The organism is Streptomyces griseus subsp. griseus, from assembly GCF_003610995.1.
Classification (GTDB): Bacteria; Actinomycetota; Actinomycetes; order Streptomycetales; family Streptomycetaceae; genus Streptomyces.
Window position 1 is genome coordinate 6,980,090 of sequence record NZ_CP032543.1, and the last position, 21,048, is coordinate 7,001,137.

General features: G+C 73.4%; 11 protein-coding genes. 2 read left to right on the forward strand and 9 right to left on the reverse strand.

Features of this window, described 5'->3' with window-relative positions:
* The first annotated feature begins 46 nt into the window (after positions 1-46).
* On the forward strand, positions 47-916 hold the full coding sequence (locus tag D6270_RS31230) for an alpha/beta fold hydrolase (protein ID WP_109162362.1): 870 nt from the start codon (positions 47-49) through the stop codon (positions 914-916).
* Between the two features lie 71 nt (positions 917-987).
* On the opposite strand, the gene D6270_RS31235 is transcribed toward D6270_RS31230, so the two are convergent.
* Together D6270_RS31235 and D6270_RS31240 are read right to left on the reverse strand one after the other, a co-directional pair.
* Positions 988-2,148, reverse strand: a complete 1,161-nt coding sequence (locus tag D6270_RS31235) for a class I SAM-dependent methyltransferase (protein ID WP_109162361.1) — start codon at positions 2,146-2,148, stop codon at positions 988-990.
* Between the two features lie 5 nt (positions 2,149-2,153).
* Entirely contained in the window at positions 2,154-2,504 is a 351-nt protein-coding gene (locus D6270_RS31240; protein ID WP_225977000.1) for a VOC family protein, read from the reverse strand.
* Positions 2,505-2,665: 161 nt separating this feature from the next.
* Here D6270_RS31240 and D6270_RS31245 point away from each other — a divergent pair, with 161 nt between their 5' ends.
* Entirely contained in the window at positions 2,666-4,045 is a 1,380-nt protein-coding gene (locus tag D6270_RS31245; RefSeq protein ID WP_109162360.1) for an FAD-binding oxidoreductase, read from the forward strand.
* A gap of 73 nt (positions 4,046-4,118) precedes the next feature.
* Here D6270_RS31245 and D6270_RS31250 read toward each other — a convergent pair whose 3' ends face one another.
* Genes D6270_RS31250 through D6270_RS31280 form a run of 7 tightly spaced genes read right to left on the reverse strand, consistent with a single transcriptional unit; the run spans position 4,119 to position 21,035 of the window.
* The gene (locus D6270_RS31250; protein ID WP_109162359.1) at positions 4,119-4,757 is read right to left on the reverse strand and encodes an O-methyltransferase; all 639 of its coding nucleotides are present in this window, start codon (positions 4,755-4,757) and stop codon (positions 4,119-4,121) included.
* Positions 4,754-5,536, reverse strand: coding sequence for a thioesterase II family protein (locus tag D6270_RS31255; protein WP_109162358.1), 783 nt, complete (start codon positions 5,534-5,536; stop codon positions 4,754-4,756). The genes D6270_RS31250 and D6270_RS31255 overlap by 4 nt, the downstream gene beginning before the upstream one ends.
* Positions 5,533-6,609: a Gfo/Idh/MocA family oxidoreductase gene (locus tag D6270_RS31260; protein ID WP_109162357.1), complete on the reverse strand. Its 1,077-nt coding sequence runs from the start codon at positions 6,607-6,609 to the stop codon at positions 5,533-5,535. Before D6270_RS31260 ends, D6270_RS31255 begins: the two co-directional genes overlap by 4 nt.
* Positions 6,606-7,745 carry a saccharopine dehydrogenase NADP-binding domain-containing protein gene (locus D6270_RS31265; RefSeq protein ID WP_109162356.1) on the reverse strand — a complete coding sequence of 380 codons (1,140 nt, stop codon included), beginning with the start codon at positions 7,743-7,745 and terminating at the stop codon, positions 6,606-6,608. Before D6270_RS31265 ends, D6270_RS31260 begins: the two co-directional genes overlap by 4 nt.
* Positions 7,742-13,144: a non-ribosomal peptide synthetase gene (locus D6270_RS31270; RefSeq protein ID WP_109162355.1), complete on the reverse strand. Its 5,403-nt coding sequence runs from the start codon at positions 13,142-13,144 to the stop codon at positions 7,742-7,744. The genes D6270_RS31265 and D6270_RS31270 overlap by 4 nt, the downstream gene beginning before the upstream one ends.
* Positions 13,141-19,740 (reverse strand): non-ribosomal peptide synthetase, encoded by a 6,600-nt coding sequence (locus D6270_RS31275; RefSeq protein ID WP_109162354.1) that lies wholly within the window; start codon positions 19,738-19,740, stop codon positions 13,141-13,143. Before D6270_RS31275 ends, D6270_RS31270 begins: the two co-directional genes overlap by 4 nt.
* Complete coding sequence (locus D6270_RS31280; RefSeq protein WP_225977001.1) at positions 19,737-21,035, reverse strand: condensation domain-containing protein; 1,299 nt, start codon at positions 21,033-21,035, stop codon at positions 19,737-19,739. The genes D6270_RS31275 and D6270_RS31280 overlap by 4 nt, the downstream gene beginning before the upstream one ends.
* Positions 21,036-21,048: the final 13 nt, after the last annotated feature.

Sequence of the window (21,048 nt, forward strand, 5' to 3'; positions counted from 1 at the left end):
CGCCCACACACCGGTCGCCGGCCGAGCGCCCTCAGAAGGGAACACCATGAAGATCACCCTGCCCACGGACGTCACGCTGAGCTACGACTTCTACGGTCCCGAGGACGGCCCCGTGGTCGTCCTCGTGCCCGGGCAGCACCAGGCATCCCTCTTCGAGACCATGCAGGTGCCGCAGCTGACGAAGGCCGGCTACCGCGTCGTCACCTTCGACCTGCGCGGAGTGCATCCGTCGGAGGAGACCCCGCCGCCGTACACCGTGGAGCTGCTCGGACAGGACCTCGCCGCCCTCAACGAGGCGCTGGAGCTGGGGCCCTGCACCTACATCGGCTACTCGGTGGGCGCGATGATCCTGCTGGACCTGGCGATGAGGCGCCCCGACCTGATCGAGAGGGCCGCGCTCATCGGGGTGCCGTGGAAGCCCGGCAAGCTCCAGCAGGCCATCCAGGCCGAGGCGGTGGACCGGCTGAAGAACGGCCACAAGGTCCCGGCCCTGCTGGAGGGCGCCTTCCGGGCGATGTACCTGTTCGGGCCGCGCGCGCTCAACCGCGACCAGTTCATCGCCCCCTACCTGGACGGGCTGGCGGGCCTGGCGGAGTCGGGCGGCCACGGCGCCATCGGCCACGCCGAGGCGAGCACCGCCTTCCGGCCCTCCGACGAGGAAGTGGCCAAGGTCCGGGTGCCGTTGCTCGTCGTGGGGATGGAGCACGACATCGTCGCGCCCCGCCATCTGTCGCGGGAGCTGGCGGAGCTGATTCCCACGGCGGAGTACACCGAGATCCGCAACTGCGGGCACGCCTCCCTGCTGGAGAAGCCCACCGAGGTCAACGCGCTGGTCGCCGACTACCTGCGCTCGGGCAAGGTCGGCGTCCCGCGCGGTTCGCGCCGCCTCTCCGAGGACCGGCCGGAGGCACCCTGACCCCTCCCGTACGACGGCGGCTCCCGCCCCCTCGCGGAGGGCGGGAGCCGCCGTCGTACGGTCGCGACCGGCTAGCGCGCCGTGAGCCGGTACAGCCGGTGGAACGGGTGCCCCACGTCGATCACCCGGGCGTCCATCCCCGCCTCGGCGGCGTACGCGCGGACGGTCTCCGGGCGCATCACCGTGCCCGTGGCCGCGCTCGGCGTCCGGCTCATCCCGACCGGCAGGCAGTGCAGCACGCTGACGGCGTAGTGGAAGCGTTCGCTGTCCGGCGCCGCCGGGGTGAACCGCTCGCCGACCGACGGCTCCATCAGCAGCACCGCGCCCCCGGGGGCCAGCAGCCGACGGCAGGCCTTCAGTACGTCGACGGGGGCGGACATGTCGTGCAGGGCGTCGAACACGCAGACCAGGGTGTGGCCCGCGGGACCGGCCTCGCCCGCGTCACCCGCGCCGAAGCGCACCCGGTCACGCAGCCCCTCGGCGGGGTCGGTGGCGGCCAGGTTGGCCTCGGCGTCCCGGATCGACGCCTCGTCCAGGTCGAGTCCGTGCACCTCGGCGTCGGGGAACATCCGGGCCAGCGCCAGGGTGGAGAGGCCCGACCCGCAGGCCACATCGGCGATGCTGCTGCCGGGCACCCGCAGCCGGGCCTCGACGTCGGGCAGATGGCGGCTGATCCAGCCGGGCAGATGGTGCTCGAAGACCCCCCGGTTCAGGCCTGCCTGACCGCCGCGCAGCGCCTCGCCGTACGCCGCGTAGGGGAGGCCGCGACGATCGCGGTAGGCCTCCACCAGCTGCGGCAGCACGGCCGCCATGCCGCCGATGGGCATCACCACCAGCGGCGCGATCCAGTTCGGGCTGTCCGCGTCGAGAAGCGCCTCGGCGTGGGCCGGCGGCAGAGTGAACCGCCTCTCCTCCGGCGGGACGTCGGGCCGGTCGACGGTGAGTACGCCGGCGCAGGTCTGCTGCTCCAGCCACTCACGGACCATCCGGGCGTCGAGACCGCTCTCCTCGGCCACCCGGGCGGCCGTGGCCGCGCCGGTGCGGCGCAACGCGTCGTACAGGCCCAGCTCCAGGCCGAGGAAGCAGGTCATCAGCTCGGCCGAGGCGAGCCCGGCGCCGAAGAGCCGTACGGAGAAGGCCTGCGCGGACCCCTCGGCGGTCGAGGCTCCCCGCTGGGCGGGCGGTGTGCCGAGGCCGGGCCGGGAGGCGGTGGGGCGGAAGGCGGGGGACATGGCGGTCAGAGGTGGGCGAGGACGTTGACGACGTTGCCGTCGGTGTCCCTGTAGAAGAACCGCCGTACGCCCCACTCCTCGTCCGCCGGTCCGTACAGGATCTCCAGACCGGCGGAACGGGCCCCTTCCAGGGCCGCCTCCAGGTCCTCGACCTCGATGGAGGCCGCGGGGTTCACCGGCCCGGTGGGGTCCTTGGTGATCAGGCTGACCTGCACGGAGTGGTCCGTGGGCGGGGCGAGGGTGGCGATCCAGCCGTGATTCATGATCACTTCCATCCCGGTGACCCGGACATGGGCCGCCACTGCGGAGTCGAGATCGCTCACCGTGAGCAGGGGCATCGCGCGGAGTACAGACATGTTCGCCACCCTAGCCAGCGCGCCACGGGGGCCGGGCCGCCTTTCCACCCTCTTTCACCCCCGTGTCGCGGGCCACCGGGCCGCCGTACGTTCTGAGTCGATCGGCCCCCTCGCACCAGCGTGCGCCGGCCGAACCCGCCAACCCCATGAGGAGGACTGACGTGGGACTCGTCACCGCGACCGGCACAGCCATCCCGGAATCCAGGCTCGCGGAGCTGGGTGAGGCGATCAGGGGCCGGACCATCACCCCGCAGGACGCCGACTACGACGAGCGCAAGCAGATCTGGAACGGCTACTTCCAGAAGAGCCCGGGGGCCATCGTCCAGGTGGACGGTGCCTCCGACGTCGTCAAGGTGGTCGACTTCGCCCGCGACAACGACATCGAACTGGCCATCAAGGGCGGCGGCCACTGCTTCGCCGGGACCGGCACCGTCGAGGGCGGCCTGCTGCTGGACACCTCGCGGCTGCGCGGCATCCACGTCGACCCCGCCCGGCGCCGCCTGGTCGTCCAGCCCGGGCTCGAACAGGGCGACGTCGACGCCGAGACCACCAGCTTCGGCCTGGCCGTCACCGGCTCCCAGGAGTCCTACATCGGCATCGGCGGGCTCACCCTCGGCGGCGGCCTCGGCTGGCTCGCCCGCTACCGCGGCCTGCTCGTGGACAACCTCGTCTCCGCCGACCTCGTCCTCGCCGACGGCCGGCTGGTGACCACCACGGCCGAGGAGCACCCCGACCTCTTCTGGGCGATCCGGGGCGGCGGCGGCAACTTCGGTGTGGCCACCCGCTTCGAGTTCGACCTCCACCCGCAGGGCGACTGCATGGCGGGCCTGCTCGCCTACCCCATCGACCAGACCGTCCAAGTGGCCCGGCGGCTGGACGAGTTCAACCGGAGCGCCCCCGACGAGCTGACCACCTCCTTCGCCTTCCTCACCGCCCCCGGCGGCGAGCCGGCGATCGGCCTGGGCTTCGTGCACGCGGCCCCCGACGACTCCACCGAGAGCCTGATCGACCAGATGCGGGGGCTGGGCACCGGCGCGCTCCTCGACCACTGCGGGCTGATGCCCTATGTGGCGGTGCAGCGGATGCTGGACGAGAACACCGTCGCCGGCCACCGCTACTACCCGCGCTCCTTCCTGCTGCCCGAACTCCGCGACGAGCCGCTCCGGATCCTGGCCGACGGCTTCGTCAACGCGCCGTCCGAACGCAGTCTGGTCGGCGGCGGCCTGATGGGCGGGGTGATGTCGAACGTACCGGCGGAGCAGACCCCCTTCCTGCACCGCGAGGGCTATCTGACCAGCATCCTCACCTCCTGGACCGACCCGGCCAAGGACGAGGAGGCCGTCGAGTGGACCGAGAAGGTGTACGCCGAGCTGCTGCCGTACACCACGGGCGCGGTCTACGCCAACCACCTCGGCGCTGACTCCGCCGAGCGGATCGAGGACGCGTACGGCACCAACTTCGAACGGCTGACCCGGATCAAGGCCGCCTACGACCCGGCGAACTTCTTCCACACGAACAACAACATCAAGCCCGCGAGCTGAGCGCCCGCCCGCTCCACGACGAGGCCCGGACCCCTGGGAGGGGCCCGGGCCTCGTCGCCGTACGGAAGGCCGCTCAGCCGGCCCGGCGGATCACGGTGACGCCCTCGCGCACGGTGAGCACGCTCTGCCGTACCCGGTCGTCGGCGGCGACATGGGCGTTGAACGCCCGCATCGCCACGGTGTCGGGCTGTTGGTCCCGCTCGTTGGCGACACCGCCGAACTGGAGCACGTTGTCGGCCAGGACCAGCCCGTGCGGGGACAGCTTGGGCAGCACCGCCTCGTAGTAGTCGACGTATCCGGTCTTGTCGGCGTCGATGAAGACCAGGTCGAAGGGGCCGGGCACGCTCTCCACCGACCGGAGGGCCGGGCCCTCCAGCAGGTGGATGCGGTCGGCCCAGGGCGAGGCCCCGAAGTGCTTGCGGGCGATCGAGGCGTGGAGCGGGCTCAGCTCGCAGGTGAGGAGCTCGGCGTCCGCGGGCATCGTCTCGGCCATGCACAGGGCGGAGTAGCCGGTGAACGTGCCGATCTCCAGGATGCGGCGGGGCCGCAGCGCGAAGACCAGGGCGGCCAGGAACTCCCCCTCCAGGCTCCCCACCATCATGGCGGGCAGCTCGGTTTCGGCCTCCGTGTCGGCGACCAGCCCGGCCAGCCAGGGCGGCGCGGGGGAGGAGGCCTCCTCGGCGTACTTCTCCACGACGGGTCGTACGATCATCCTCGGTTCCTTCCGGCGGGGTCGGTGGGGGCGTGGCCGCGCAGCCGTTGTTCCAGCCAGCCCGTCAACTCGGCCTGGGCGTCGCCGCGCAGGTAGAAGTGGCCGCCCGGGAAGCGGACCAGCTCGGTGTCGGCGGAGGTGGCCGCCGCCCACGCGGCCGCGTCCTCCGCGCCGACCTCCGGGTCCTCGGTGCCGTAGCAGACGCTCAGCGGCACCGAGAGATCGCGGCCGGGCGGCGGACGGTAGGTGCCCACCAGGCGGTAGTCCGCCCGGAGCGCCGGCAGCGCCATCTCCCGTACGCCCGGCAGCCGCAGCAGCTGCTCGTCGGTGCCGCCGAGCGAGCACACGTCGTCCCAGAGCCGCTCGTCGTCCAGGTGCTTGTCGTCGGGCCGCTGCCGGGCCGGTCCCGGGCGGCCGGAGACGACCAGCCGCTCGGGGAGCCTCCCGCCCACCGCGCCGAGGAGACGGGTGATCTCGTGCGCGACGGAGGCGCCCATGCTGTGCCCGAAGAACCACACCGGCCGGTCGTCCAGGTACGCCAGCGCCTTGGCCAGCGGCTCCACGAGCCCCGGCATGTCGGTGCAGCAGGGATCACCGATGCGGTCCTCCCGGCCGGGGTACTGCACCACCCACCCCTCCACCTCGTCGGGGAGGTCACGGGCCAGCGGGCGGTAGAAGCTCGCGGAGCCGCCGCCGTGCGGGAAGAACACCACCCGCAGCCGGGCCCGGGGGCGCGGGAAGTAGCCGCGCAGCCAGGGGTTGGGGACATCGGTGCTCATGGCTTCACCTCCGACAGGTCTGCCGCCGCCAGCAGTTCGGGCGGCTCCGGGTGGTGCAGCCGGACCGGCCCGCACGCCTCGGCCACGCTCATCGCCAGCCGGGCCAGGGCGATGTGGTACTGCACATGCCCCCGGCTGTCGGCGCCCGCCTCCACGTCGTCCCAGACCTCGCGCATCGCCCGTGCCGTCGCCTGCGGCCACAGCTCGCGCAGTACCTCGGTGTACGAGGCGCCCTCCGCCGGCCCCAGGTGCTGCACGCTCGGCACCCGGAGATGGGGCGCGGCGGAGTCGCCGAAGCGGACCAGCTCCTTCATGTCGCCGGGCATGTGCGGGCGCATGCTCCACTCCACCGGGCCGTGCGTGTTGACCAGGGTGAGGTGGCCGCCGTCCGTGCCGAGGGTGATGCGGTGGAACAGGTGGCTGTGGTTGTCCGGGTCGGCGGGCACCAGCTCGTTCTGGAGCCGGAACGACATCGGTACGCCGCCGAAGCGCCCGGTGAGGCTCCGGTACGGCGCCCCCTCCGGGCCCGCGAGCACCCCGTCGACCCCGTGCGGGCGGATCGCCCCCAGCGCCCGGCCCAGGATGTCGAAGACCGTGTAGAGCACCTGGAAGGCGCAGGTCACATCGAGGAAGAGCGGCCGCTGCCGGGCCACCAGGTCGCGGGCCACCTGGATGAACCGGCGGACCGGCTCCACCTGCGGGTAGTGGGTGTTCATCCGGAACACCACACCGGCCTCGGTGGCGGCGCGCAGACACGCGACCAGCTCGTCGGGGTGCAGGGGGTGCTCCTGGAGGACGTGCAGCCCGCGCCGCATCAGAGCCTGGGAGAGCGCCGGGCCGGGGCCGCCGTTCATCACCCCGCCGATGACCACGCAGGCCAGGTCGACATCGCCCGGCACCTCCTCGACCGCCGACCACAGCGGTACGCCGTAGTGCTCGGCACAGGCGCGGCTGCGGGCGCTCCCGGAAGCGAGGATCCCGGCCAGCTCGAAGTCGTGGTCCGCCCGCTCGAAGGCCGCCAGATAGGCGCGGCCGAAACCGGTGCCGGCCACCAGGACGCGCGGCCGGGTCACAGCTCGCCCTCCTCCATGGCCCGGGCCGCGAGGATGGGCCGGTCGGTGATGTCCAGCAACGTGACGGCCGGCTCGGCCCGCAGGGCGGCGAGCACCTGGCCGGCGTCGAGCACGTCGGAGCCGAAGTGCACCCCCGGGGCGAGCCCGCCGCCGAGCACGGCCAGCACCGCCAGCGCACCTGCCAGCCCGGTGAGGGCGTAGGTGTCGTCGGCGCGCAGGGCCAGGCTCCGGGTGGCGGGCCTCCCGTCGTCGGCGCCCGTGACCTCGAAGAGCATCAGCTGGAACGGGTCCCTGCCGAACAGGTCCAGGGCCGCCGCGCGCGTCAGCTCCTCGGCCGCCTCGGCGAGCCCGGACTCACCGCGCATCGCCCCCTGGAGCCTGCTGAGGCAGTTCATCATGTGCGCACCGCCGTCGAAGACGTTGTACCAGTCGATCTCGCTCAGCCCGGTGATCTCGGGGAGCCGCGCGGACTCGAAGCTGAGGTAGGGGTAGACGTCGACGCGGTTGCCCGCGTAGGGCAGTTCGACCCCGGTCCTCGGCTCCAGCTCGCGCTCCACGCGGATTCCGCCCCTGATCGCGCCACGGGCCTCGCCGTAGGCGCCGCCCATGGAGAGCAGATAGTCGGCGGCCCCGGCCGGGGTGAGCCGGTCCATCGTGCCGACATAGGCCGTGAGCCGCTGCGGGTCGCTCATCGTCGTGCAGAGGTGGCGGGGGAGCAGCCCGGTCAGCCCGGGCTGCATCCCGGCGGTGATCACGGCCGTGCCGGTGAAGGTGCCCGGCCGTGTCAGCGCCTCCAGGAGCGGCTCGTCCCCGCCCGGGTCCACGTAGTCGGCACCGGCGGCAGCCGCGGCCCACGCCACCCGGTCCAGGACCTGGTAGGAGGGGCCCGCGCAGTTCAGCACCGCCCGGGCACCCCGGCAGAACTCCGCCAGCGACCGGCCGTCGTACAGGTCCACGGCGACGGCCTCACCGCGCAGCCCGCACTTGGCCAGCAGCGACTCGGCCTGCGCCCGGTCGCGCCCGCCGAGCCGGACGACGGCGTCGGGGCGGCGGTCCGCGATCGCCTGTACGGCGGCGGCGCCTACGGCACCGTAGGCGCCGACCACCGCGACCGTCGGGGTGATGTGCTCGCTCACGCGTCCTCCTCGGGCAGGTCGATCACACCGGGAGCGACCAGCCCACGGCAGGTGAAGTGGTCTCCCGGAACCGTCTCCCGCCGCAGCCCCCCGACGCAGACCGACCCCCACAGCGCGGTCATGTCGGCGGCCATGGCGGGCCAGACCGGGGACTCCTCCTCGTGCACCAGCAGGCGGGCCTCCCCGGTGTAGATCCCCGGGTCGTGGGCGGCGACGAGGGCCGCCAGCGCACGGCCCCGTACGAGCCGCCCGGCGATCTCGTCGGCGGTGCGGCCGAGCGCCCCGGCGATCCCGGCGTGGCGCTCCTCGCGCGGGGTCGCGGCGGCCGCGGCGGCCACCTCGCCCACGGCCCGCAGCTCCGGCTCCTCCCGGTCCGCCAGCGCGGCCAGCGCTCCCGGCGGGATGTCACCGGCCGGGGCGAGCACGGTCAGCGCCCGGCCCAGCGCGGCGGTGTCCGGGTAGCCCAGGGCGGCCGGGTCAAGCCCCCGGTCCAGGCAGAGCAGCGCCTCTTCGAGCAGGTCGTCGTGGACCGTGGCCGGCAGCGGGTAGCTGCTCAGCAGGGTCAGCCCGCACACCGGGGCGCCCAGCTCCACGAGTTGCTGCGCCACCGCCAGGGCCAGTACGCCTCCGCTGTGGGCACCGATGAGGTGGAAGGGGCCCGGGCTCAGCGCGCGTACCTTCGTCACGACGTCCTGGGCCAGGTCCTCCAGGGACTGCCCGTCGGCCACCCGGACCGGGGGCACCACGGCCACCGGGTCGCGTTCGCCGAGGCCCGCCGCGAGGCGCTCGGCGTCCTCGCCCAGCCCGTCGCCGACCAGGACGTGCACCGGGTTGCCGAGGGCGTCCGCCGCTCCGGCCAGGGTGAGTCCGTCGCTCCCCCCGCTCTCCTCGGTCCCGGCCCGGCCTTGCTGGAGGAAGGCCGACAGCTCGCGTACGGACGCGCCGCCGAGCAGTTCGCGCAGCAGCTCGTCGAAGAAGACCTCGGCCGCGGCCGGCACCTGCTCGCGCAGGGCGGTGACGAGCTGGGCGGCGAGCAGCGAATCCCCGCCCAGGGCATAGAAGTTGGTCTCCAGCGGGACCTCCGTCTCGCGCAGCACCTCCGCGTACACCCCGGCGACACCCAGCTCCAGCTCACCGGCCTCGTGCGGCCCGTCCGACGAGGCCGCCGCCCCGGCGCCGCGGTGCTGCTCGGCCCAGGCGGCGAGGGTGGCGCGGTCGACCTTGCCGTTGGCGGTAAGCGGTACCGCGTCGAGTACCTCGAAGCGCGAGGGGATCATCTCCGCCGGGAGCCGCTCGGCGAGCCGCCGGGTCAGCACCTCGGTGTCGACCGGTTCGCGGTCGGTCTTGAAGCGGGCCGCGAAGACATGCATGCCGATACGGGCCAGCTCGTCCTCCGGCGCCGGGACGCACAGCTCAAGATCGGCCCCGGCCTCGGCCAGCAGGTCGTCCCACTGGTGGCGGCCGATGAACGTCTGGTCCTTGCCGTGCCGTACGTCCTGGAAGTCCCCGGCGGTGGCGTCGAAGAGGAACTCCATCGAGGTCAGGATCTGGTAGTTGTCGCGGGTCGTCTCGATGAAGACCAGCCACCCGCCGGGCACCAGCGCCTCGCGCATCCGGCGCAGCACCGCGCGGGCGTCCTTCGCGTAGTGCATGACGTTGCCGCAGAGGATGACGTCCACCGAGTTCGGCTTCACGCCCTGCTCGCGGAACGGCTCGTTGAAGTCGAAGAGGGCGTAGTCGACCCAGGGGTGGTCCGCGAACCGCTCACCCGCCTTGTTCAGGAAGAACTGCGACACGTCGCTGAAGGTGTAGCGGACGTTCTCGCCGTCCAGCGCCGGAATCGTGTCGACGCTGGTGCCGCCGACCCCCGCCCCGACCTCCAGCACCCGCAGCGGCCGCCCGGTGGTGTTGCGCCGCGCCACCCCCAGTACGGTGCTGGTGGCCAGCCGGTTGAGGTAGCGGGAGAGGAAGCCCTCCATGTAGGCGGCCTCATGGATGCTCAGGTCGCCCTCGGGGAAGAGCATCCGCAGGGGATCGCGCTCGTCGCGCATCAGCTCCGCCAGGTGGGTGGCGGCGAGCTTGAAGTAGTCCACCAGCTCCGGACGGTCGTTGGCCTCCGGAAGCAGCCGGTCGACCTCGGCCCAGGCCTCCTCGACGTCCTCGGGGGTGACCAGACGCAGACAGCCGAAGGTGCCGTCCTCGCCCCTGTCCAGGTAGCCGTTCTCCACACACGCGGCCAGCCAGCGGCGCACCAGCCGCTCGTGCTTGGACGCCACCCGGGCCAGCCGCATCACCTCGGAGGTGGTGTGGCGGGCCGCGGCGTCGGGCCACACGCCCTCCCGGCGCAGGACGTCGACCATGCGGCGCAGCGCCGCGTCGTCGAGCACGGCCGCGAACTCCACCACCTTGGCCACATCCACCCCGGTACGGATCTCGTCGGCGGCCGTGAGGACTTCGGGCCGCAGGGTGGCGTCGGCGGCGTGCTCGGCCGGGTCGGTCTGCGCCGGGGAGACGAAGGCGACCAGCCTGCGGTCGTTGCGCTCGCCCTGGGTTGCCACCGCCACCGCGTCGACCTGCGGGTCGGCGGCCAGGGCCGACTCCACCTCGGCGAGTTCGATGCGGTGGCCGCGGATCTTGACCTGCCGGTCGTCGCGGCCGATGAACTCGATGGTGCCGTCGGGCAGATAGCGGGCGAGGTCGCCCGTGCGGTAGACCCGTTCGCCGTCCGGCAGCTCCAGGAAGCTCGCGGCGGTCTTCACCGGGTCGCCGAGGTAGCCCTCGGCCAGGCCCGTACCGGCGATGTGGAGGTCACCGACGACAAGGTCGGGGCTGGGCCGCAGTGAGGCGTCCAGCACATGGAAGCGCTGGTTCTCCAGCGGAGTGCCGTACGGGATGCTCGGCGCCTGGGGGTCCACCTCGCCGATCGGATGGACGATCGACCAGATCGCCGCCTCGGTTGCGCCGCCCAGGCTGAACAGCTCCACCCGGGGAAGGCGGGCGCGGACGGCGTCCGGGAGCGTCACGGGGATCCAGTCGCCCGACATCATGCCCAGCCGGACACCGGCGAACTCGCGGTTCTCGCCGCGCAGATACTCCTCCAGCAGCATCATCTGGGCCGGCACCGTGTTCAGCACGGTCACACCGTGTCCGGCGATCAGCTCACCCCAGTGCGAGGGGTCGGTACGGCGCTCCGGGTCGGGGAGCACCAGGGTGCCGCCCCGGCCGAGGACGCCGAAGATGTCGAAGACCGAGAGGTCGAAGCCGAGGCTGGAGAGCCCCAGCGCGACATCGTGCTCGCCGATCCCGAACCGGCGGCAGACATCGTCGAGGGTGTTCACCGCCGCCCGGTGGCTGATCTCCACCCCCTTCGGCTCGCCGGTGGAGCCCGAGGTGAAGATGACGTACGCCGAGTCCCCGGCGGCGACCTGCACCGCCTCGGCGCCGGGGGCGGGTGCCCCGGGCAGCCGGTCCACATCGATGCGCCCGACCCCGGCGGGCAGCTGGGCCCCGACCGAGCTGTGGCCGACCACCAGGCCGACGCCGGCGGACTCGATGATCCTGTTGCGCCGGGCATCGGGCTGGCCCGCCTCGATCGGGACGTAGGTGCCACCGGCGAGCAGCACCCCGAGCGCCCCGGCGATCTGATCCCACCCCTTCTCCAGCACCACCGCGACGCGCTGGTGCGGCTTGTGGCCGTGCCCGGCGAGCGCCGAGGCCACGGCGGCGGCCCGGCCGGTCAGCGTGGCGTAGTCGATGCTCCCGCCAGGACCGGTCACCGCCGTCGCCTCCGGGCGGCGGCGCGCCTGGTCCATCAGCGCCTGGTGGAGCAGGGACTCGCCCACCGGCCGGGCGGTGTCGTTGACCGCCGCCCGGCGCCGCGCCTGGTGGTCGGGGAGCGTCAGCGGGTCGCCGTCCCAGGCGCCGTCCTCACCGGCGAGCCGGTGCAGCAGCGTACGGAACGCGGCGAACATGTCGTCGAGCACCGGGCCGGGCACGGTGTCCTCCCGCGCGTCCCAGTTGACGAGCAGGGCACCCCCGGACTCCATGGCCTGGCAGTCCACCCAGACCTGTGGCGTCTGGCTGATGCCGTTGCGGATCTCGGAGCGCATCAGCCCCTGCGGGGCCAGGCCGTCGGAGAGCCCGATGGCGCTGGTGAACACCACGGGCATCAACGACCCCTGCTGCCCCCGGCGGCGCGTCAGCTCGCGCAGCACCTCCACCCCCGAGAACAGCCGGTGGTCCAGGTCCTCGAAGAGCCGCTCCCCGGCCATGCGGGCCCGCCCCGCGAAGGTGTCGGCGCAGCCGCCGTCGACGGCCAGCAACTCCACGGAGGTGAAGTCGCCGACGATGGCGCCGACATCGGGGTGCAGGGGCAGCCTGCTGAGCACCGTCACATCGAGGGTGAAGCGCGGGTTGCGGCTCCAGCGGCCGATGACCTCGGCGTACGCGGCCATCACCGCCGTCGACGCGGAGATCCGGTGCTCCCCGGCGCGGGCCTTCAGCGCCGACCAGACGGCGGGCTCCAGGCGCAGCTCGCGGCGGACGAACCCCGCCGGGCCCTGCCGGCTGGGCCGGGCGACCAGCGGCAGTTCGGGGGCGGGCGGCAGGCTGTCCAGCCGCGCCAGCCAGTAGTCGCGGTCCCGTTCGTAGGCCGGGCCCTGCCGTACCGCGCGCTCGGCCCGCAGATAGTCCCGGAACGAGATCGCCGGGGCCGGGAGCTCCGCCTCGGGGTCCTCGTAGAAGGCGCCGAACTCGTCCAGCAGCCGGTAGATGCTGACATAGTCGGCGATCAGGAAGTCGATCGAGAAGTGCAGGACGGCCCGGTCGGCCAGCTCGGTGACCTCCAGGGTGTACAGCGGGCAGGCGGTGACGTCCTTGGACTCGTCACAGAGCCGGCCCCGGACCTCGCCGAGCACCTCCTCGCCCGCCGGGCCCGGCAGACCGGTCGCGTCGTGCCAGCCGATGACCGGGGCGGGCGGGTCCTCCAGGACCCGCTGGTAGCCGTCGTAGTCGATGACCACGCGCAGCATCTCGTGCCGGTCGACCACCCGGCGCCAGGCCCGCAGCAGCCGGTTCCGGTCCAGCCCGGCGAACTCCAGCTCCCCGTAGGCGTGGCAGGGCACCGACCCGTACGCGAAGGCGCCCCGGCGGCCCAGCAGGTAGGCCGACTGGACCTCGGTGAGCGGGAACGGCTCGTGGGAGGAGGCGGGGTCCGGCCGCACCTGCCGCGGGCCGCGCTCGCGCAGCTCCCGCAGTACGTCCTCCCGCCGTCCGGCGAGGAGCTTCCGGCGCTCGGGGGTCATCGCCCCCTCCGGCCCCCGGAAGCGGAGCCTGCCCCCGTCCTCCCAGAGGTGCAGGCCGACCTGTTCGAGTTCGCTGATGATGTCGGCGGCGGTCACAGGACACCTTCTTCCAGTCGTACGGACGCTTCGTGCTGGTGGCTGCCGGAGATCTCGCCGTCGATGACGGCGGCGACCGCGGCGACGGTCGGATGGTTGAAGAGCTGCCGCAGCGAGAGCTCCACGCCGAAGCGCCGCGCGAACCGCTGGATGACCCGGGTGGCGACGAGACTGTCGCCGCCCAGGCCGAAGAAGTCGGCCGAGCGGCCCACCTCGGGCGCCGCCAGCAGTTCCGCCCACACCTCGGCCACCGCGCTTTCGGTGCCCTCGCGCGGCCGGTCGTCGGCGGGCGGCGCCCCCGCCGTGCGGCGTGGGCCGTAGGTGCGGGCGACGGCGGCGCGGTCCACCTTGGCGTTGGCGCTCAGCGGCAGCCGGTCGACCACGGTGAGGTGCTCGGGGAGCATGTAGGACGGCAGATGCCCGGCCAGCGCGGCCAGCAGCTCCGCCTCGCCCGGTGCCGGTCCGGTGCCGGGCTCCGGGGTGACGACCGCGGCCAGGCGGCGTGCGCCCGCGCTGCCGTCGACCCAGGCCACGGCGCTCGCGACCCCGTCCAGCTCACGCAGCCGGGTCTCGATCTCCCCGAGTTCGATCCGGTGGCCGCGCACCTTCACCTGGTGGTCGCGGCGGCCGAGGAACTCCAGGACTCCCGACGGGTGGTACCGGCCCAGGTCACCGGTGCGGTACCACCTCCCACCGCCGGCCGTCACGAAAGCGGCCGCGGTGCGCCCGGGGTCCCCGCGGTAGCCGAGCGCCACCCCGTCGCCCCCGATCCACAGCTCGCCGGGGACGAAGTCGGGCCGGTCGCGGCCGTAATCGTCGACGACGCGGAAGCACTGGTTGGCCAGCGGATAGCCGTACGGGATCGACACCCACGCCGGGTCGAGGGCCGTCACCTCGAAGGCGTTCGACCAGATCGAGGCCTCGGTGGCGCCGCCCATGGCGACGAGGAGGGCGTCGGGTGCGGCGGCCCGGAGCCGGTCGGGCAGGTCCAGCCCCACCCAGTCGCCCGAGACGATCGCCACCCGCAGGGCCGGCAGGCCGGGGCCCGACTCGCAGGCCACCAGCAGCATGTCGAGGAGGGTCGGCACGGTGTTCCAGACGGTGACCCCGTGCTCGGCGGCGAGCCGGGCCCAGGCGGCAGCCTCCCGCCGGATGTCCTCGGTCAGCGTCACCAGCGTGCCACCCGCCCCGAGCAGCCCGAACAGGTCGTAGACGGACAGGTCGAAGTCGAGGGCCGACACCTGCAACGCCACATCGCCCGGCCCCACGCCGTGGCGGGCGTTCACGTCGTCGATGGTGTTGGCGGCGGCCGCGTGGCTGATCTCCACCCCCTTGGGCTCACCGGTGGAGCCCGAGGTGTAGATGACGTACGCGATCCGCCCCGGGTCGACCGGCACGGGCGCCGCCATCGGCTCGGCCCCCATCGCCTCGGCCACCGGTACCAGCCGCAGCGCCTCGTCCCACTCCTCCCCGGCGTCCGGGCCCGCCCCGACCAGGGCCAGCCGGGCCCCGGCGGAACGCACGATCCGGTTGCGCCGCCCCGCCGGCTGGCCGACTCCCACCGGTACGTAGCAGCAGCCGGCGGCGAGAACCCCGAGCACCGCGACCACCTGGTCGGGGCCCTTCGGCAGCGAGACCACCACGGGGTCGCCCGGCCGGGCGCCGAGCGACAGGAGGTGTCCGGCGACCGCGAGGGCGCGCCCGGCCAGCTCGGCGTAGCTCAGCACGGACCCGGACGCCGAGCGCACGGCGACGGCGTCGGGGGAGGTGCGGGCGTGGTCGAGGACCGGTTGGTGCAGCGTACGGGAGGGGCGGGCGACGGCCGTGTCGTTGACCCCGGAGCGGACCTTCGCCTGGGCCTCGGGGAGCCTGATCGGCGGCGCCGGACGCGACCAGTCGCTGTCCGCCAGCTCCACCAGGAGGCGGCGCATCGCCTCCAGGGCCGAAGAGACGACCTGGGGGCTGTAGAGGCCCTCTACGTGGTCCCAGTTGACGGCCAGACCGCCGTCGCGCTCCACCACCTGGCAGTCCAGGGCCACCTGCGGGCTCTGCGAGAGGCCGCGCCGCAGCTCGCCGAAGCCGAACGTGAGGTCCTTGAAGTCCGCGCTGACCCCGAGGGTGGAGGTGAACACCACCGGCATCAGCATCTGGCCGCCCCCGGTGCGCCGGGCCAGCTGCTGGAGCACCCAGGTCGTCGAGACGTTGTTGTGCTCGATGCCCTCCCAGACCTGGCCCTGGAGCCGCCGTACGGTATCGGCCCAGGAGCCGTCCGGGTCGCTGTGGTGGCCCAGCAGCAGCAACGAGGTGAAGTCGCCCACCACCTGGGCCACTTGCGGGTGCGCATCGCGCCGGTCGAAGACCGTCAGGTTGAGCGTCAGCGAGGTCTCCGCGCTCCACGCGGCCAGCACCTCGGCGAAGGCGGCCGCCACGACGGTCGACGCGGTCAGCCCCGCCTCGGCGGTCCGGCGCCGCAGCCGCGCCCAGCTCTCCGGGGAGAGCCGGAACTCGTCCCGCACGAAGCGCGGCCGGTCGACGTGTTCCGGGTCCAGGGCCATGGGCAGCGCGGGCGCGGCCGGCAGCTCCTCGATCGCGGCCAGCCAGAACTCCTCGTCCCGCGCCCTGGCCGCCGGGTCGGTCCGCCCGGCGAGCAGGTAGTCGCGGAAGGACAGCTCCAGGGGCGGGAGTTCCCGGTCGGGGTCGGCGTAGAGCGCAGACAGCTCGGTGAAGATGGTCATGATCGACAGCGCGTCGAGGACGACGTAGTCGAAGCCGACCCCGAACACGGTGTGCCCGTCGTCGCGCCGCACGGCGCGTACGTCGAACAGTGGCCAGGAGGTCACGTCCAGCACCTGCTGCTCCATGGCCCCCAGCTCCTCGACCGCCTTCTCGTGGTCGGCGGCGGTGGTGGGGGTGACCGCGAAGCGGTAGTGCGGAACCTCGCGCAGGATCCGCTGTCCGCCCTCGCCGTCCAGCACGGCGCGCATCATCTCGTGCCGCCGCACCAGCCGGTTCCAGGCGGCCTCCAGCCGGTCCAGATCGACGTCGTCGCTCTCGAACTCCCAGTACCAGTAGGACGCGACGCCGCCGAGGGCGTAGCCGGGGTCGCGGCCGAGCCAGTAGGCGCGCTGCACATCGGTGAGCGGGAAGGGCTCGTGGCGGCGGTCCGGGTCGGCCGGGACGCTCCCGGGAGCGGCGGGCTCGACCGCTTCCAGGGTCGCGGCGAAACCGCCCACCGTGGGCTGGGTGAACAGGTCCCCGAGCCGCCCTTCGTACCCCTCCCGGCGCAGCGCGGCGAGCATGCGGGTGGCCTGGAGACTGTCGCCGCCGATATGGAAGAAGTTGGTGGTCCTGCCGGCCTCCGTACCGCCGAGCAGCTCCGTCCAGAGGGCGGCGACGGTCTGCTCCGCCCGGCCGCGCGGCGCGTCGGCCTCGGACGTCCGCTCGCCCAGCGCCTCGGCCAGCAGCCGCCGGACCTCGGCGCGGTCGACCTTGCCGTTGCGGCTCAGCGGCAGTTCGTCGGTGGCGACGGCACGCGCGGGCACCATGTACTCCGGCACCTGGAGGGCGGCCGTGGCCAGCACCCCCTCGGTGTCGGCCCCCGCCGGCGTGACCAGCGCGTACAGCGCGCCGCCCTGCTCAGGAACCGGTACGGCGACGACGTCGCGCACACCGGGGTGCCGACCCAACGCCCGCTCCACCTCGCCGAGTTCGATGCGGTAGCCGTTGAGCTTGACCTGGAAGTCGGCACGGCCGAGGAACTCGATCACGGCGCCCGGCCGGTAGCGGGCCCGGTCGCCGGTCCGGTACCAGCGCCGGCCGTCCGCCCGCACGAACCTCGCCGCGGTCAGGTCGGGGGAGCCCACATAGCCCCGGGCCACCCCGGCCCCGCCGATCCACAGCTCACCGGCCACCCAGTCGGGCCGGTCCCGGCCGTGCTCGTCGACGATCCGGCAGACCTGGTTGGGCAGCGGCACGTTGTAGGGGACCGACGTCCAGGCGGGGTCGACCTCCGTGACCTCCTGGACGGTCGAGTGGATCGCGGTCTCGGTGGTGCCGCCCAGCGCGACGAACACACTGTCCGGGCGCAGCGCGTGCACCCTGCCCGGCAGGTCGAGTCCCGCCCAGTCGCCCCCGAGCAGCTGGAGCCGGAACGGCCACTCGCGTAGGTCCGCCCGTGACTCCGCCGTCGTGAGCGCCATGTCCAGCAGCGCGGGAACGCAGTTGAGGACGGTGGCCCGGTTCTCGACCGCCCGGCGCAGCCACACCTCCGGTGAGCGCCGCTCCTCGTCGCTGATCAGAACCAGCGCGCCGCCGCAGGTGAGGGGGGCGAAGATGTCGAAGACCGACAGATCGAAGTCGAGTGCCGACAGGCAGAGGGTGCGGTCGGCGGGGCCTGCCGTGTAGCGCCGGTTCAGCGCGGCCACGGTGTTGCGGGCCGCCGCATGGGTGAGCTCCACGCCCTTGGGCTCTCCGGTCGACCCGGAGGTGAAGATGACATAGGCCGGGTCGTCGGGCGAGACGGCGGCCGGCCGCTCCAGCAGCGGCACCCCCGGATCGGTGGCGCACCGCACGTCGACGGTCAGGATCCGGCCCTCGGCGTCCTCGCGGTCCCGGCCGTCGGTCACCGCGAAGCGGGCCCCGGCCCGCTCCTCGACGGTGCGCCTGCGCGCCTCCGGCTGGTCCGTCCCCACCGGCACATAGGCCGCGCCCAGCGCGTGCACCGCCAGGACGGCGACCACCTGGTCGACGCCCCTGGGCAGCGTGATCACGACCCGGTCGCCGGAGGTCACGCCCGCCGTCCGCAGGACATGGGCCAACCGCCGTGCCCGCTCGTCGAGTTCGGCATAGGTCAGCTGCTCGCCGTCGCCCCAGAGCGCCGCCGGTGCGTCACCGTTCGCGGCGGCCAGCCGGAAGAACTCCTCGTGCAGGGTGCCGCCGGGCAGCTCGGCGCGGGTGTCGTTGGCGTGCCGGCGCGCCTGGAGCTGCGGTGCGGGCGGCCGGATCGGCAGACTCTCCCACCAAGCGCTGGGCTGCGAGGCGAGCAGCCGTACGCGGTTGACGAAGGTCTCGAACATCGCCTCGGGGACCCCGGCCTCGAAGAGGTTCTCGGTGGTCTCCCAGTTGATCAGCATGCCGCCCTCGTGCTCGGTCAGCTGGAGGTCGATCCACACGCCCGAGGTCTGCGAACTCATCCACACCGGGGCGCCCAGGACCGCACGGGTCGCCTCGTCGAAGAGCTCGCCCAGGCTGAGCGCGCTCGTGAACACGGCCCCGGCCCGCTGGTTGGCTCCGGCGGTGGTCCGGGCCAGGTCGCGGAGGACCGATGTGCCCCCGTACGCCGTGTGCGCGGCGTCGCGGCGGTACTGCTCCTGCACCGCACGGGCCCGCTCGGTGAAGGTGCGGCAGCTGTCGGGCGCCACCCGGAGCAGCAGCAGATCCGTGAAGTCCCCGACCAGGGAGCCCACTTCGGGGTGGACCGGGATCCGGTTCAGCACCGGCAGGTTGAGCAGGAACTCGGGCCCCTCGCTCCAGGCCGCGAGAGTGTCCGCGTAGGCCGCGGCGACCGCCATCGACACCGTCAGCCCGCTGCTGCGCGCGTGCTGGGTCAACCGCTGGTACGTCTCCGGGGCCAGCCAGGCGTGGCGCCGCACGGTGTGCACCCGGTCGACCCGCTCCGGCGTCACGGCCAGGGGGAGTTGAGGTGCGTTGGGCAGCTCCTCGGCACGGTCGCGCCAGTAGGAGACATCCGCCGGGCGGGGCTCCCGGCCCGATGCGGCGATGAGCCGGAGGTACTCGGGGAAGGTGAGAGCGGGGCGCGGGGGAGCGGTGTCCGGGTCCCGGTAGTGGCGGGCCAGGTCGCCGATGACGATACGGAAACTCGACGCGTCGCAGACGATCATGTCGATGTCGAGGAAGAGCCGGCCCTTCCCGTCCGGCAGCAGCGCCAGCCGCACATCGAGTCCGCCCCCACGGGCGACCGGCAGCGTCTGATGGGACAACTCCGCGCGCAGGGAGGCCAGTCGGCGGTCGCGCTCCTCCTGGTCGAGGCCGCGCAGGTCGACGACCTCGTCAAGCCCCCGGCACTCGGGCAGGATCCGCTGGCTGCCGTCGGCGCCGACAGCGGCGCGCAGCATCGGGTGGTGGCGGCGCAGCGCCGCGACCGCGCCGTGCCAGCGCCCGGCGTCGGCGGTGACATCGAACTCGAAGTAGAAGTGCGACCCGGTGGCCAGCGGCATCCCGGGCTGCCGGCCCGACCAGTAGGCGTGCTGCATCGGGGCCAGCGGGAACTCCCCGGCCTCGGCAGACGGGTCACCGTCGGCCGCCGCGGGCCGTACGCCCGCTCCGTCGTCGGTCCCGGACACCAGCGCGGCCCAGGCCCGTACGGTGGGCTCCTCCACCAGGTCGCCGAAGGTCACCTCGACGCCGTCCGCCTGCCAGGCCGCCGCCAGGGTCATCATCCCCAGGGAGTCCAGGCCGAGGGTGACGAGGTCCTCCTCGAAACCGATCTCGGCGGCGGGCAGTTCCAGCCGTGCGGCGACGGTGTCGCGGATCTCCTCGGCGGACAGGACGCGTCCGGTGGGCGCCTCACTGGTCATCGTGGCCTCCCGTGCTGGGCCGGGGCAGCCGCCCCGGCCTGGTCGGAGTGGGGCGCCGCCGCGCGGGCGGCGGCGGTGCAGATGTCGACGTACCCGGCGAGCAGGGACTCCGCGAACTCCTTCTCGAAGCGGTCCGGGTTGTAGAAGAGCAGCACCCGCACCGTGTCCCGGTCGGGCACCGCGACCAGCTCCAGCTCGAAGCGGGTGGCCACGTCGTCGGGGACCAGGACCTCGATGTCCAGCCCGCCGGCCCGGGTCGCGTACACCGGGTCGGCCATCATCTGGAAGACCACGTCGTCCAGCCGCCGGCTCGTACCGCCGAGTCTGATCGGGAGCATCTGGAACGGCAGCGCCTGGTGGACGAACGCCTCCATCACCGTGCTGTGCGTGGCCCGCAGATGTGCGGTGAAGTCGTCACCGGTGAGCCGGGTCCGCAGCAGCACCATGTTGGCCAGGAAGCCCACCGTGCGGCGGTGCTCGGCACCCCGGTTGGCGAACAGCGTCGCCACCGCCAGGTCCTCGGTGCCGCTGACCGACCGCAGCGCGCGGTAGTACGCGGTGAGCAGGGCCACGAACATCGTGGACCGCTCCCGCTTGGCCAGGGCGTCGAGTGCGGCGACCGTCGGCGCCTGGAGGACGTGCTGTACGAGCCTGGTGTCACGCGGTGCGCCCGGGGTGGCCTCCCGCATCGGCAGCGGCGGCAGCGTCACATCCCTCAGGCGCTCGCCCCAGAAGGTGCTGAGCCGCTTGCCGGCCGGCCCGGCCAGCAGCTCGCGCTGCTCCTCGGCGAACCGGGAGTACGCCGCTGCCTCGGCGGCCGGCTTCCCCTCCAGCGCGGCGCACAGGTCCTCGAAGATCACATTGCACGACCACGAGTCGGTGACCATGTGGTGCATGTTGAGACAGAGCACATGGTGGTCCTCGGCCAGCCGCCACAGGGTGATCCGCACGGCGCTCCCGGTGGCGTCGATACGGGTGCCCAGCTCCTTCGCGATCGCCCGGTCGGCGGCGGCCCCGGGGTCCGGCTCACCGGTGAGGTCGGCCTCCTGGATCTCCGGGTACGCGGCCGGGTGCACCAGCGCCTTGAGCCGGCGGCCACCCCCCGTGAAGGTGGTGCGCAAGGCCTCGTGCCGGTCGACCACCCGGTCGACCGCCTGCCGGAGTCTGTCGCGGTCGAGATCTCCGCGCACTCGGCACAGCACCGGGCAGTTGAGCGCGCCCTCCTCGCCGCGGTAGCGGTCGAGGAACCACAGGAGCGTCTGGCCCACGGACGGACGGATCTCGGTGACTGTCACGTCCGGCAACGTA